The following is a 12,555-nucleotide window of genomic DNA, read 5'->3' on the forward strand; positions in this document are numbered from 1 at the left end:
TTTTTTATTCCCCTTTTTCGCCTCATAAACCCTCATTCTCCATCCGAATGAACGGAGGAGAGATAATGAAAAACTGCACAATCACCACTTTTTTGGAAGATGCGGTTCATTTCCAGACCATTCCGATTGTACGCCGCTTTTTTGCAGATGTGTTTGAACCAGTGAAAATATTTGAAAATTTAAAAAGTGAAGCGGTGTTTTTGCTAGAAAGCAAAGATGATCAATCGCCATGGGCCCGCTATTCCTTTATCGGTTTATCGCCGTTTTTAACGATTGAGAGTGAAACCGGCCATACGTTTTCTGTGATGGATGAGCGCGGCGAAGAAATGATGAAAGCTTCTTCGTTAAAAGAAGCATTTCTGTTCATTGAGCAGAAGCTGCGCGTCAAGCAGCTTGCAAGCGAGATACCATTTACCGGCGGCGCGGTCGGTTTTTTAGGATATGATTTCATTTCCGCAATCGAAAAAGTCCCAATTCATTCCAATCGCGATATTTCCTTGAAGACGGGTTATTTTACGTTTTGTGAATCGTTGATCGTGTTTGATCATCATAAGCGTGAGATTGTGTTTATTCATTATGTCCGCATATCCGACAAGGACACAGAAGAAGCGAAGAAGAGAAAGTACGGGGAAGGGTTAAAGCGAATCGAAACATTGATGAAAAAAGCAGCAAGCGGAAGGGAAGAGCCATTGTTATTGCTTCATCACGATGACGAAGAAACGCGTGTTTCCTTTCAAGGTGTCATATCCAATTATGACAAAGCATCATTTATGAGGGATGTAGAAACCATTAAAAGCTATATCGCCAACGGAGATGTTTTTCAGGCGGTATTGTCCCAGCGATTTACCGTTCCGATTCAAGTGAGCGGGTTTCACATTTATCGAATGCTGCGTCATATTAATCCGTCGCCATATATGTTTTATTTTCAGCTAGACGGTATCGAAATTGTCGGAAGCTCTCCGGAAAAGTTAATTCAAGTGCATAACCGTCATATGGAAATCCACCCGATCGCCGGGACTAGAAGAAGAGGACGGTCGGCAGAAGAAGATGAGCATCTTCAAAGGGAGCTTTACAATGACCCGAAAGAGAGAGCCGAACATTATATGTTAGTAGATTTAGCCCGCAACGATATCGGAAAAGTAGCGAAATATGGTACAGTCGAGACGCCAGTGTTAATGGAAATTGGAAAGTTCTCCCATGTCATGCATCTGATTTCGAAAGTAACGGGTGTGTTAAAGGAAGGAATTCACCCGATTGACGCGCTGTTAGCGGCCTTTCCAGCCGGAACGGTAAGCGGTGCGCCGAAAGTAAGGGCGATGCAAATTTTACAGGAGCTAGAACCGACGGCAAGAAATTTATATGCTGGAACGATTGCCTACATCGGTTTTGACGGCAATATTGATTCATGTATCGCGATTCGCACTGCGATTGTAAAAGACGGTTATGCTTACGTGCAAGCAGGCGCGGGAATTGTCGCGGATTCCGTTCCAGAATTGGAGTGGAAAGAAACGCGCAATAAAGCGAGCGCCTTAATCAAAGCGATGGAACGTGCCGAACGATTGTTTGCGAAAGGAGAGAATATATATGTTTAAGCAACTTCTTGCCAAATGTATTGAGGGGTATACGTTGACAGAAGAAGAAGCGTATGAGGCGATGATGATGATAATGTCTGGAGAAGCCTCTGCCAGCCAGATTGCCAGTTTCTTATCCATTTTGCGATTGCGCGGGGAAACGGTCGATGAATTGACAGGATTGGTGAAAGCGATGCGCAGCCGAATGATGACGCTCGATTATGAAGAAGAAGCCATTGATACGTGCGGAACAGGGGGAGACGGGGCATCGACATTCAACATTTCCACTGCGGCGGCGATCGTCGTATCATCACTTGGTGTCAAAGTGGCCAAACATGGCAACCGAGCGGTTTCCTCAAAAAGCGGAAGCGCGGACGTATTAGAAGCGCTTCATATTGATATTCAAGCAACCCCGGAGGAAGCGAAACGAGCGCTAAAAACGAAAGGATTGGCTTTTTTGTTCGCGCCGCTATATCATTCCGCCATGAAATATGCTGCATTGCCGCGTAAAGAAATCGGGTTTCGCACTGTATTCAATTTAATTGGACCACTTTCGAATCCAGCACGGTGCAAGCGGCAAGTAATCGGTGTTTATTCGACACAATACGCGGAAAAACTTGCGGAAACTCTTCACCGACTTGGCTCGGAACACGTTTTATTGGTAACCGGAAAAGACGGACTTGATGAATGCAGCATTTCGGCGGAAACAGATGTAGTCGAACTGAAACATGGTGAAATTCGCCGTTTCACGATCGCGCCGGAACAATATGGGCTCGCGCGTGGAAAGTTAGAACACGTTCAAGTTCGTACGGTTCAACAAAGTGCTGAACTATTAAAGGCAGTAGTGGAAGGAAGAGCAAACGAAAGCGCGATCAATATCGTCATTCTTAATGCTGGCGTCGCGTTATATGCGGCGGGGAAAGCAGCGACGATTCGCGAAGGGGTCGAAATGGCAAAAGAAGCGATGATGACAAAGAAAGCCTATGAACAATTTGAGCGACTGCGCATGAAAGAGGTAGAAAAGTATGCTTGAACAAATTATTGCAACGAAAAAGAAAGAAATAGAGACACTCACATTGCCAAAGCCTTTGCAAAACGTACAGCGTCGTTCGTTATCGGCGGCGCTGAAAAAACCAAACCGTTCTATCGGTCTTATTGCGGAAGTGAAAAAGGCTTCCCCGTCAAAAGGGTTAATTCGACCGGATTTTCATCCTGTGGCGATCGCAAAAGCGTATGAAAAAGCGGGGGCGGATGCGATCAGCGTATTGACGGATGAACGATATTTCCAAGGACACCGCGGCTATTTAAGCGATATAAAGCAAGCGGTACAGCTTCCGATTTTGCGCAAAGATTTTATTATTGATCGTATTCAAATCGAAGAGAGCGTACGAATTGGAGCTGACGCGATTTTATTAATCGGCGAAGCGCTGCCGGCAAAAACGTTGTATGAGCTATATCAGGAAGCATACGACAAAGGATTGGAATGTTTGGTCGAAGTGCATGAGCGTAAAACGCTGGAAAATATTTTAGATATTTTTATTCCAGAAATCATTGGGATTAACAACCGCGATTTGCATACGTTTGTCACCTCTTTGGAAACGACAAGCAAGGTCATTCCGTTTGTACCAACCGCAAGCATCATTGTCAGCGAGAGCGGCATTGGCACTTCTCTTGATTTAAAAACGGTGCAAACATACGGTGCAGACGCCGTGCTCGTCGGAGAATCGCTGATGAGAAAAGACGACGTGGAAGCAGCGATTTACGAATTATTTCGGGAGGTTGAATCCATTGCCGGTCCTTAAATATTGCGGCAACCGCACCGCGTCTGATTTACAAAAAAGCGTTCGAAGCAGAGCAAATTATGTTGGGCTGATTTTTGCGGAAAGCAAACGAAAAGTGGAAGTGGAAATGGTAAAACAATGGCTCCAATATATATCGCTTGGCGGCAAACAGCTTGTCGGCGTGTTTGTCAACGCGCCAATCGATCAAATCATCCACGCGGCGTCACAACTTCCGCTTGCGGTGATCCAATGCCACGGCCATGAAACAGTCGAACACATTGCAAAAATAAAAGAAATGACAGATCTTTCCGTTTGGAAGGCGATTCATCACGATGAAAAGGCGCTCGCGAAGATGAAGCAATATGCCGGTGTTGCGGACGGATATGTAGTAGATAGTCGTGTAAACGGGGCGTGGGGCGGAACCGGAATGACATTCGATTGGGAAAATGTTCCGTTTTATTTAGAGGAAGCTGCGCGGCAAGCAGTTCCTTGTTTCATTGCCGGGGGAATCACCCCGGAAAATATTGAAAAGCTGCTTTCGTACCGTCCTTACGGCATCGACATCAGCAGCGGCATCGAAGAAAACGGAGAAAAAAGCATAAAAAAAATGAAAGAAATTGAAGAGAAGGTGGCGAATTATGTATAACGTTCCAAACGAGAATGGCAGATTTGGCGATTTTGGCGGAAAATTCGTTCCGGAAACATTAATGCGGCCGCTTGAGGAAATAGAAGAAGAGCTTGCCAAAGCACTTGCCGATGAGGAGTTTAAAGCAGAATACGTCCGAATTTTACAAGAGTATTCTGGACGTCCAACACCGCTTACTTTTGCGTCTAATTTAACGAAAAAACTAAATGGTGCAAAAATTTACTTAAAACGAGAAGATTTAAACCATACAGGCGCCCATAAAATCAATAACGCGATTGGGCAAGCATTGCTTGCAAAACGAATGGGAAAGAAAAAGATTATTGCGGAAACGGGAGCAGGTCAGCACGGTGTTGCCGCGGCGACGGTAGCGGCTCATTTCGGGATGGAATGCATCGTATTTATGGGGGAAGAAGATATAAAACGTCAGGAATTAAACGTATTCCGGATGAAATTATTAGGTGCCAAAGTCGTTCCTGCATATAGTGGAAATCGTACCTTAAAAGACGCGACAAACGAGGCGATCCGCTATTGGGTGCAACATTGCGATGATCATTTCTATATGATCGGTTCTGTTGTCGGCCCGCATCCATATCCGAAAATGGTGCGCGAATTTCAGCGTATTATCGGTGATGAGGCGAAACAGCAATTCCTCGAACGGGAAGGAAAACTTCCGGATGTGATTGTGGCGTGCGTGGGCGGCGGAAGCAACGCAATTGGCATGTTTTATCCGTTTTTAGAAGATAACGTGACGCTTGTTGGTGTAGAAGCGGCGGGAAAAGGAATCGATACGCCGCACCATGCTGCAACGATCACAAAAGGGACAAAAGGAGTCATTCATGGGTCGCTGACGTATTTATTGCAAGATGAACATGGGCAAATTATTGAGCCATATTCTATTTCCGCAGGCCTCGATTATCCAGGTGTTGGACCGGAACACGCTTATTTAGCCAGCATCGGCCGCGTTCGTTACGAAAGTGTTACGGATGAGGAAGCGATTTGGGCATTTCAATTGTTATCTCGGGAAGAAGGGATCATTCCGGCGATCGAGTCAGCGCATGCTTTAGCGAAGGCGGTTCAACTTGCGAAAACGCTTCGAAGCGATCAAACGGTGCTCGTATGTTTATCTGGCCGCGGTGATAAGGATGTGCAGACAATGATGAATGTTGCAAAAGGAGGAAACGGCATTGCAGTTGCTAACCGTAACTAAACCGATGTTTATTCCGTTTATTGTCGCCGGAGATCCCCGGCCGGATATAACGATCGAACTCGCATTGGCGCTTCAGGAAGCAGGAGCTGACATTCTTGAACTAGGCGTTCCGTATTCCGATCCGTTAGCGGACGGACCGATTATTCAACGGGCGGCAAAAAGAGCGCTTCGCCAGCAAATGACATTAAAAAAAGCAATTGAATTAGTTCCGGAAATGCGAAAAAAAGGAGTAAAAATTCCGATTATTCTCTTTACGTATTACAATCCTGTGTTACAATTAGGAGAAGAATCCTTTTTTGCTTTAGCGCGAAAAAATGAAGTGAACGGCATTTTAATTCCAGATCTGCCGTTTGAAGAAAGTGAGCTGATTCGTAAACTCGGTGAAGCGACGGGAATTCCACTTATTTCTCTCGTAGCACCGACGTCGAAAAAACGAATTGAAATGATTGCCTCCAATGCGCAAGGATTTTTATATTGCGTTTCATCACTCGGTGTGACCGGCGTGCGTGATACATTGCCGGAAACATTAAACGACTTTTTAACCGAAGTAAAGCGGCATAGCCGCGTTCCTGTCGTTGTTGGATTTGGCATTTCGACAAGCGAACAAGTTAGCATGCTAAAAAACTATTGTGACGGGGTCGTCATTGGCAGCGCGCTTGTTCAAAAAATTGAACAGCTTAACGACCTTTTGCAAACGGAAGAGAAAAAAGAGGAGGCGCTTGCCGAGTTTCGCCGTTACGCTCGCTCGCTAACAGCACCGTTGCGATAAATACGGCATGCAATAACTGAAGGATAGGGAGTGTCATCATGGAAATTAAAACACAGTTGCGGGGGCTTCCCCCTTATCAGCCGGGAAAATCTATTGAAGAAGTAAAACGAGAGTACGGGCTTACCGATATTATTAAACTAGCATCCAATGAAAATCCATATGGTTGTTCACCTGCTGTGAAAGAGGCGGTGATGAAACAATTAGATCATCTTGCCATTTATCCCGATGGATACGCACGTCTGTTGCGCGAAAAAGTTGCCACACATTTAGGGGTCAACGAAACACAGCTTATTTTCGGCAACGGGTCGGATGAAGTCGTGCAAATTATTTGCCGCGCGTTTTTATCTCCGAATACGAATACGGTGATGGCTGCGCCGACGTTTCCACAATATCGTCATAACGCGGTGATTGAAGGGGCGGAAATTCGTGAAATTCCGCTGGTGGATGGGCGACATGATCTAGAAGCAATGCTGAATGCAATTGATGAACAAACGCGCGTCGTTTGGATATGCAACCCGAACAACCCGACAGGGACGTATGTGAACGAGCAGGAATTAACCTCTTTCCTTGAGCGAGTTCCTAGCCATGTCCTTGCCGTTTTGGATGAGGCGTATTATGAATACGCAACGGCGAATGATTATCCGCAAACCGTTCCACTTCTCCGCCAATATGATAATTTAATGATTTTGCGTACGTTTTCAAAAGCATACGGTTTAGCAGCGCTGCGGGTTGGATACGGTATTGCCAGCGAAACGCTCATTCGTGAGATCGAACCGGCGCGCGAGCCATTTAATACATCAAGCGTCGCGCAGGCAGCTGCCATTGCTGCTTTAGATGATCAAGCATTCATTCGCGAATGTGTCGAAAAAAATAAACAAGGGTTAGAGACGTTTTATCGTTTTTGTGAGGAAAACGGGCTGCGCTATTATCCGTCACAAGCGAACTTTATTTTAATTGATTTTGGTATCGAGGGAAACGAAGTGTTTCAATATTTGCTTGAGCGGGGCATCATCGTTCGCTCCGGCAATGCGCTCGGTTTTCCGACATCGGTGCGCATCACGGTTGGTTCCAAAGAGCAAAACGAACGAATCATTCATGCATTAACGCAAATGTTGAAAGAAAAGCAGCTTATATAAGGCCGTCCCGTTGCTTTTAAGCAACGGGAGCATTTTTACACAAGAAGGTGAAGCAGTTGGAAGGAAACGTCTTTGTTGTTGGACTTGGTTTAATCGGTGGTTCGATGGCGCTAGCGATAAAAAAAGCGCATCCGAACGCCGTCATTATCGGATATGATGTAAATGAGAATGAGCTGAAACTTGCTCGTTCATTAAAAGTGATTGATGAAATTGCTTCTTCCCTTGAACAAGGGATGAGACAGGCTGATCTAATCATTTTAGCCACTCCTGTTATGCAAACGGAAAAAATCTTGGCGGAGATGCCTTTCAGCGTATTAAAAGAAAATGTAATTGTCACGGATGTTGGAAGCACAAAGCAACGAATTGTCAAACATGCAAAACAGTTAGGAAAGCAAGGAATAACGTTTATCGGCGGCCATCCGATGGCAGGTTCGCATAAAAGCGGCGTTGCTGCAGCAAGGGCGCATTTGTTTGAAAACGCCTTTTACGTTTTGACGCCGACGAATGATGTAGCGGCAAGGGATGTGGAACGGCTAAAAGAGTGGCTAAAGGGAACGAAAGCACAGTTTGTTGTGCTGTCGCCAGAAGAACATGATCGCATTACTGGAGTGATTAGCCATTTTCCGCATATTATTGCAGCAAGTCTTGTCCATCAAGCACAACAGTATGAAAAAGAAAATCCGCTTGTCAGCCGTCTTGCCGCAGGGGGGTTCCGCGATATTACGCGCATCGCTTCAAGCAACCCGGAAATGTGGCGCGATATTTTTATACATAATAAAGACGAAATGTTGGCGCTATTTGATGGCTGGATTTCAGAGATGCAAAAGCTTCGTTCCATTGTGGAAGAGGAAAATAGCGAAGCGATTTACCGGTATTTTTTACAAGCAAAACAATTTCGCGACGGGCTTCCAGCGCGAACGAAAGGGGCAATTCCATCTTTTTACGATCTATATGTCGATGTTCCTGATTATCCTGGGGTTATTTCCGAAATTACCGGCTATCTTGCAAAAGAACAAATTAGCATAACAAATATTCGTATTATTGAGACAAGGGAAGAAATTTACGGTGTGCTCCGCCTTAGCTTTCAAAGCGAGGAAGATCGGGCGAAGGCGAAAGCCTGTATTCAAAGACATACGAATTACGAAACATATGAAGTGTAAACGGAGGGGGAAGATGTGCAACCGTTGCGAACCAATATTTCATCATTACGAGGAACCATCAATGTTCCAGGGGATAAATCGATTTCCCATCGCGCTGTGATGCTTGGAGCAATTGCTAATGGAACAACGACCATCGCGAATTTTTTACAGGGAGAAGATTGTTTAAGTACGATCGATTGTTTTCGAAAATTGGGAGTGTCGATTGAGCAAAACGGAAGCGATGTTGTTGTCGAAGGAAAGGGATTAAAAGGTCTTAAGGAGCCATCTGACATTTTAAATGTTGGCAACTCCGGGACAACAGCGCGATTATTGCTCGGGATTCTAGCGGGCTGTCCGTTCCATTCTTGCTTAATTGGCGATGAATCGATCGCCAAAAGGCCGATGGCTAGAGTGACAAAGCCGCTAAAAATGATGGGTGCGCACATTGACGGCCGCGAGCATGGGAACTATACCCCGTTATCCATTCGCGGCGGCGAACTTCAGCCCATTCATTACGAGTCTTCTGTCGCGAGCGCACAAGTGAAGTCGGCGATTTTATTGGCGGGATTGACAACAAATGGAACTACGACAGTAACGGAACCACATCGTTCTCGTGACCATACAGAACGGATGATTCGGTTATTCGGTGGAAACGTAACAGTGGACGATCTTACAGTTTCCATTACCGGACCGCAGCAGCTAGTAGGCACAAATATATACGTTCCGGGAGATATTTCGTCTGCCGCCTTTTTCTTAGTAGCTGGCGCGATTGTACCAAACAGTGAAATTACGTTAAAAAATGTCGGACTCAATCCGACAAGAACGGGAATTATCGATGTGCTGCAAAAAATGGGGGCGGAAATAGCGATCGAGAATATTCGTAATGAACAAACGGAACCGCTTGGTGATATTACCGTTCGCACCTCGAATCTAACAGCAGTGGAAATTAGCGGTGCTCTTATTCCGCGGCTAATTGACGAAATTCCAATTATCGCCTTGCTCGCAACGCAGGCCGAAGGTACGACTGTTATTAAAGATGCAAGCGAATTGAAAGTGAAGGAAACGAACCGAATTGATACGGTTGTGGCAGAATTGCGCAAACTTGGCGCCGATATTGAAGCGACAGACGATGGTATGATCATTCATGGAAAAGCACCGTTAAAGGCAAAGGAAGCCGTCGTGGATAGCTACGGTGATCACCGCATCGGCATGATGTTAGCGATCGCTGCCTGCATTACGCAAGGAACTGTCTGTTTAAAACGTCCAGAAGCGGTGGCAGTCTCTTATCCATCGTTTTTTGATCATCTTCATTCCTTAATGTAGAAGCAAGAAACCAAATACAGGTTTCTTGCTTTTTTATTCATATGTCTTTTCATTCCTTCATAGCTTGTCGTAAAGGGGGAATGAAGACATGCCATATGTGATTGAAGGAGCGTACGTCATTCGCCAAGAACAGCTGCAACGCTGCTCGCTCGTGATTGATAGTAATCGCAATATTCCATTTATCCCATTTCCATTACAGGAACGAACGCCGCTTTCGCTTGATGTGTTAAAGAAAATTGGGATTTATCCGCAAAAAGGAGATCTTCGTATCGGTGGAGAAGTAGATTATAATTTATATAAAAAAGAATCAGTGAGCCGTTTAGTTGCCGAAACGCCTATTGTCGATTATGATAATCATGTTCCTTGTTATTACGGTTCATAAAGGAAGATTGCTTAAAGCAGGAAATCAAATATACTTTTATCCCGGATTTGGCATGGAGCGGGTGATCCGCGCACCGGGAATGTTTGTTGCACATCTTCAGTAGGAAAGGGTTTATGCATATGAAACGAATCGAGGAAATCGTTCGTCTTGTGGAAAACGGAGAAGTAGACAAAGCATTAGCACTTGTGCCTGACATCAAAAAAAATGGCAGTGATGAAGAAAAATACGAGCTTGCGGATTATTTATATTCATGGGGAATGTTAGAAGAAGCGAAAGAATTGCTTGAGGAGCTATCGCTTCGTTATCCTGATGAAGGAGAAGTGCGGCTATTTTTAGCTGAAGTATACACAGAGCTGGAAGAGGAAGAAAAAGCGCTTGAAATTTTAGAACAAATCGATGAAGATGATCCCCTTTTTGCCCGTGCGTGTCTGATTGCCGCTGACTTGTATCAAATGCAAGGGCTCGAGGAAGTAAGTGAACGAAAGCTCCAACAAGCATATGAAAAAATGCCGGATGAGCCGATTATTCAGTTTGCGTTAGCAGAGCTATATTTTTCGACGGGACAATATCCAAAAAGCATACCGTTTTATGAAAAAGTATTAAAAAAAGAAAAGACGATTGCCGGTACGCACATTCCAGAACGGCTCGCCGAAGCGCTCAGTTTATGCGGGGAATTTGAGCAGGCATTGCCATATTACGACGAAGCGCTGCAAGAAAAAATCGACAGCCGGACATTATTCGGTTATGGATTTACGGCGTTTCAAGCGGAGTATTACCGAACCGCAATCGAAAAGTTAAGCGAGCTAAAAGAGCTTGACCCTGAATATGTGCCGCTTTATCTATATTTAGCCAAAGCATATGAGCAAGAAGGACAGCTTGAGAAAAGCTATGAAATTGCAAAAGAAGGGATTCACGTTGATGAGTGGAATAAAGAATTATTGTTATATGCCGGAAAAGTCGCATTAAAACTAAAAAAACCGGATGAAGCAGAGTCGTGGCTGCGCAAAGCCATCGAGATTGACCAAGGATATATCGAGGCGCTGACTACGTTATGTGCGTTGCTATTGCATCAAGAGCGATATGAAGAAGTCGTTTCCTGCTTGGAAGAAGCGATGAAACAAGGGGAGTATGATCCTCAGTTTGAATGGGATTTAGCGCGCGCGAAACATAAGCTTGAGATGTATTCTGATGCATTAAACCATTACCGGGAGGCATATACTTTCTTTAAGGATAATGTTGATTTTCTTGAAGAATATGGCTATTTTCTGATCGAAGAAGGAAATAGAGAGAGAGCGAAAGAAATATTTCAACAAATCGTACGTCTCGATCCTGGGCACATAGAGGCAGCAGACATATTGCTTCAATTGGAGGAGTAGGGGATTGCGGTGAATATCACCTCTTTCTTGGAAAACGATTGAGGGGGAAGCGCATAATGACGCATGTATCCGTGAATGAGAAAAAAGAGTTTATTCGTTGGTTTTTAAATCATTACCAGTTAAAACGCCGGGAATGTGTCTGGATTTTAAACTATCTAATGAGCCATGATCAGCTGATGCAAAAGGTTCATTTTGTGGAAAATGCCCAATATTGTCCGCGCGGCATCATTATGTCAACTCATTGCGTCGATGATGTCCCGTTCCGTTTTTATAAAGGCAATGTCATGACGACAGATGCGGAAAAATCGTTTCATGATATTCGTTTAAATCGGGATGAAGATATTTATATCCAGTTGAATTTCCGTGCTTCTTTCCATTCGCCGCAATATGTCGCAGTATTGGAAGAAAATCCATATGCTCCAAAACAAGTGCAAGTAAATGAAAACGATCGGCGGTTGGCTGAGCAATTTTTAAAAAAATCGCTTTATGAATTTCAACGAGAACGGTTAATGAAACTCATTGACGACGCGCTAGACCGTCAAGATGAAGAGGCATTTCGCCGCCTTACTGATCAGTTGAAACAGTTGTGAAACCTTGCGGAACGCAAGGTTTTTCTTTTTGCAAAAAATATGGTATGGTGATAAAGAAAATGACGTTGAAAAGAAGGAGAATGTGCATGAAGTGGACAGCAGCAGATGTGGAGATATATGTGAAAGAAAAAGATTATATTGACACAGCTTTAATTCCGCTTATTCCGATTACGATTGCCGATGGCGCCAAAGCGGCTGCATCCGGAGGAGAGTTTGTGCAGCTAATTGTTCATGAGGCGGAACGTCAACTAAAGGGGAGGTTGTTTTTATTTCCGCCATTTACGTATTTTATGAGCGAACAGCGTGAAGAACTCATTCGGCGGCTTGGGGATTGGACAAGACAGCTGATGGAACATGGGATGAAGCATGTTTTTTATGTGACATGTGACCGCACATGGAAAGAATATGAAAATCAGCTTTCTGGCAGGCTGTGGATGGTGCCGGCGATTCCACTGCAGGATATGGATGAATCATATAAGCAAGAAATCATTCGCGAACAAACATCTCAGTTGCTGAACTTTTTCATTTCGCAATGGTCATGAAGCAGCGTGATGAAGAAGTTGAAAGGTTAAAGCGATGACGATATTGACCTTGTACGCTGAATGAGCTATCATTAGAATGTCCTAGTTTTATAT

The 12,555-nt window shown here is 44.5% G+C and carries 13 protein-coding genes; all 13 read left to right on the plus strand.

Annotated elements, in window-relative coordinates; all coding sequences use genetic code 11:
- Positions 1 to 65 precede the first annotated feature (65 nt).
- Positions 66 to 1,592: an anthranilate synthase component I gene (trpE, locus tag FNL97_RS06470; protein ID WP_015864278.1), complete on the plus strand. Its 1,527-nt coding sequence runs from the start codon at positions 66 to 68 to the stop codon at positions 1,590 to 1,592.
- Positions 1,585 to 2,604, plus strand: a complete 1,020-nt coding sequence (trpD, locus tag FNL97_RS06475) for an anthranilate phosphoribosyltransferase (RefSeq protein ID WP_081189537.1) — start codon at positions 1,585 to 1,587, stop codon at positions 2,602 to 2,604. Before trpE ends, trpD begins: the two co-directional genes overlap by 8 nt.
- Positions 2,597 to 3,373 carry an indole-3-glycerol phosphate synthase TrpC gene (trpC, locus tag FNL97_RS06480; RefSeq protein ID WP_062752719.1) on the plus strand — a complete coding sequence of 259 codons (777 nt, stop codon included), beginning with the start codon at positions 2,597 to 2,599 and terminating at the stop codon, positions 3,371 to 3,373. The genes trpD and trpC overlap by 8 nt, the downstream gene beginning before the upstream one ends.
- A complete protein-coding gene (locus FNL97_RS06485) occupies positions 3,360 to 3,998 on the plus strand; it encodes a phosphoribosylanthranilate isomerase (protein WP_015864275.1) in 639 nt (212 codons plus the stop codon). The genes trpC and FNL97_RS06485 overlap by 14 nt, the downstream gene beginning before the upstream one ends.
- Complete coding sequence (gene trpB / locus FNL97_RS06490) at positions 3,991 to 5,205, plus strand: tryptophan synthase subunit beta (RefSeq protein ID WP_062677570.1); 1,215 nt, start codon at positions 3,991 to 3,993, stop codon at positions 5,203 to 5,205. The genes FNL97_RS06485 and trpB overlap by 8 nt, the downstream gene beginning before the upstream one ends.
- The gene (gene trpA / locus FNL97_RS06495; protein WP_062752715.1) at positions 5,159 to 5,974 is read left to right on the plus strand and encodes a tryptophan synthase subunit alpha; all 816 of its coding nucleotides are present in this window, start codon (positions 5,159 to 5,161) and stop codon (positions 5,972 to 5,974) included. The genes trpB and trpA overlap by 47 nt, the downstream gene beginning before the upstream one ends.
- Before the next feature lie 38 nt (positions 5,975 to 6,012).
- Positions 6,013 to 7,110 (plus strand): histidinol-phosphate transaminase, encoded by a 1,098-nt coding sequence (gene hisC, locus FNL97_RS06500; protein WP_015864272.1) that lies wholly within the window; start codon positions 6,013 to 6,015, stop codon positions 7,108 to 7,110.
- A gap of 56 nt (positions 7,111 to 7,166) precedes the next feature.
- A complete protein-coding gene (locus FNL97_RS06505) occupies positions 7,167 to 8,270 on the plus strand; it encodes a prephenate dehydrogenase (protein WP_015864271.1) in 1,104 nt (367 codons plus the stop codon).
- Positions 8,271 to 8,285: 15 nt separating this feature from the next.
- Positions 8,286 to 9,572, plus strand: a complete 1,287-nt coding sequence (gene aroA, locus FNL97_RS06510) for a 3-phosphoshikimate 1-carboxyvinyltransferase (RefSeq protein ID WP_143415233.1) — start codon at positions 8,286 to 8,288, stop codon at positions 9,570 to 9,572.
- 88 nt (positions 9,573 to 9,660) lie between these two features.
- Positions 9,661 to 9,954, plus strand: coding sequence for a hypothetical protein (locus tag FNL97_RS06515; protein WP_286173495.1), 294 nt, complete (start codon positions 9,661 to 9,663; stop codon positions 9,952 to 9,954).
- 119 nt (positions 9,955 to 10,073) lie between these two features.
- Positions 10,074 to 11,330 carry a tetratricopeptide repeat protein gene (locus FNL97_RS06520; RefSeq protein WP_172713566.1) on the plus strand — a complete coding sequence of 419 codons (1,257 nt, stop codon included), beginning with the start codon at positions 10,074 to 10,076 and terminating at the stop codon, positions 11,328 to 11,330.
- Between the two features lie 56 nt (positions 11,331 to 11,386).
- Positions 11,387 to 11,920, plus strand: a complete 534-nt coding sequence (locus FNL97_RS06525) for a ReoY family proteolytic degradation factor (protein ID WP_015864268.1) — start codon at positions 11,387 to 11,389, stop codon at positions 11,918 to 11,920.
- 86 nt (positions 11,921 to 12,006) lie between these two features.
- The gene (locus FNL97_RS06530; RefSeq protein ID WP_143415235.1) at positions 12,007 to 12,462 is read left to right on the plus strand and encodes a YpiF family protein; all 456 of its coding nucleotides are present in this window, start codon (positions 12,007 to 12,009) and stop codon (positions 12,460 to 12,462) included.
- Positions 12,463 to 12,555: the final 93 nt, after the last annotated feature.

This window comes from Geobacillus sp. E263 (assembly GCF_007197795.1).
Taxonomy (GTDB): domain Bacteria; phylum Bacillota; class Bacilli; order Bacillales; family Anoxybacillaceae; genus Parageobacillus_B; species Parageobacillus_B toebii.

What these genes read in the sequence shown, in the direction of transcription:
- hisC (WP_015864272.1), top strand. Translation starts at nt 6,013, where the DNA reads ATGGAAATTAAAACACAGTTGCGGGGGCTTCCCCCTTATCAGCCGGGA.
- FNL97_RS06520 (WP_172713566.1), top strand. Translation starts at nt 10,074, where the DNA reads ATGAAACGAATCGAGGAAATCGTTCGTCTTGTGGAAAACGGAGAAGTA.
- trpA (WP_062752715.1), top strand. Translation starts at nt 5,159, where the DNA reads ATGTTGCAAAAGGAGGAAACGGCATTGCAGTTGCTAACCGTAACTAAA.
- FNL97_RS06515 (WP_286173495.1), top strand. Translation starts at nt 9,661, where the DNA reads ATGCCATATGTGATTGAAGGAGCGTACGTCATTCGCCAAGAACAGCTG.
- FNL97_RS06525 (WP_015864268.1), top strand. Translation starts at nt 11,387, where the DNA reads ATGACGCATGTATCCGTGAATGAGAAAAAAGAGTTTATTCGTTGGTTT.
- FNL97_RS06530 (WP_143415235.1), top strand. Translation starts at nt 12,007, where the DNA reads ATGAAGTGGACAGCAGCAGATGTGGAGATATATGTGAAAGAAAAAGAT.
- trpD (WP_081189537.1), top strand. Translation starts at nt 1,585, where the DNA reads ATGTTTAAGCAACTTCTTGCCAAATGTATTGAGGGGTATACGTTGACA.
- trpB (WP_062677570.1), top strand. Translation starts at nt 3,991, where the DNA reads ATGTATAACGTTCCAAACGAGAATGGCAGATTTGGCGATTTTGGCGGA.
- trpC (WP_062752719.1), top strand. Translation starts at nt 2,597, where the DNA reads ATGCTTGAACAAATTATTGCAACGAAAAAGAAAGAAATAGAGACACTC.
- trpE (WP_015864278.1), top strand. Translation starts at nt 66, where the DNA reads ATGAAAAACTGCACAATCACCACTTTTTTGGAAGATGCGGTTCATTTC.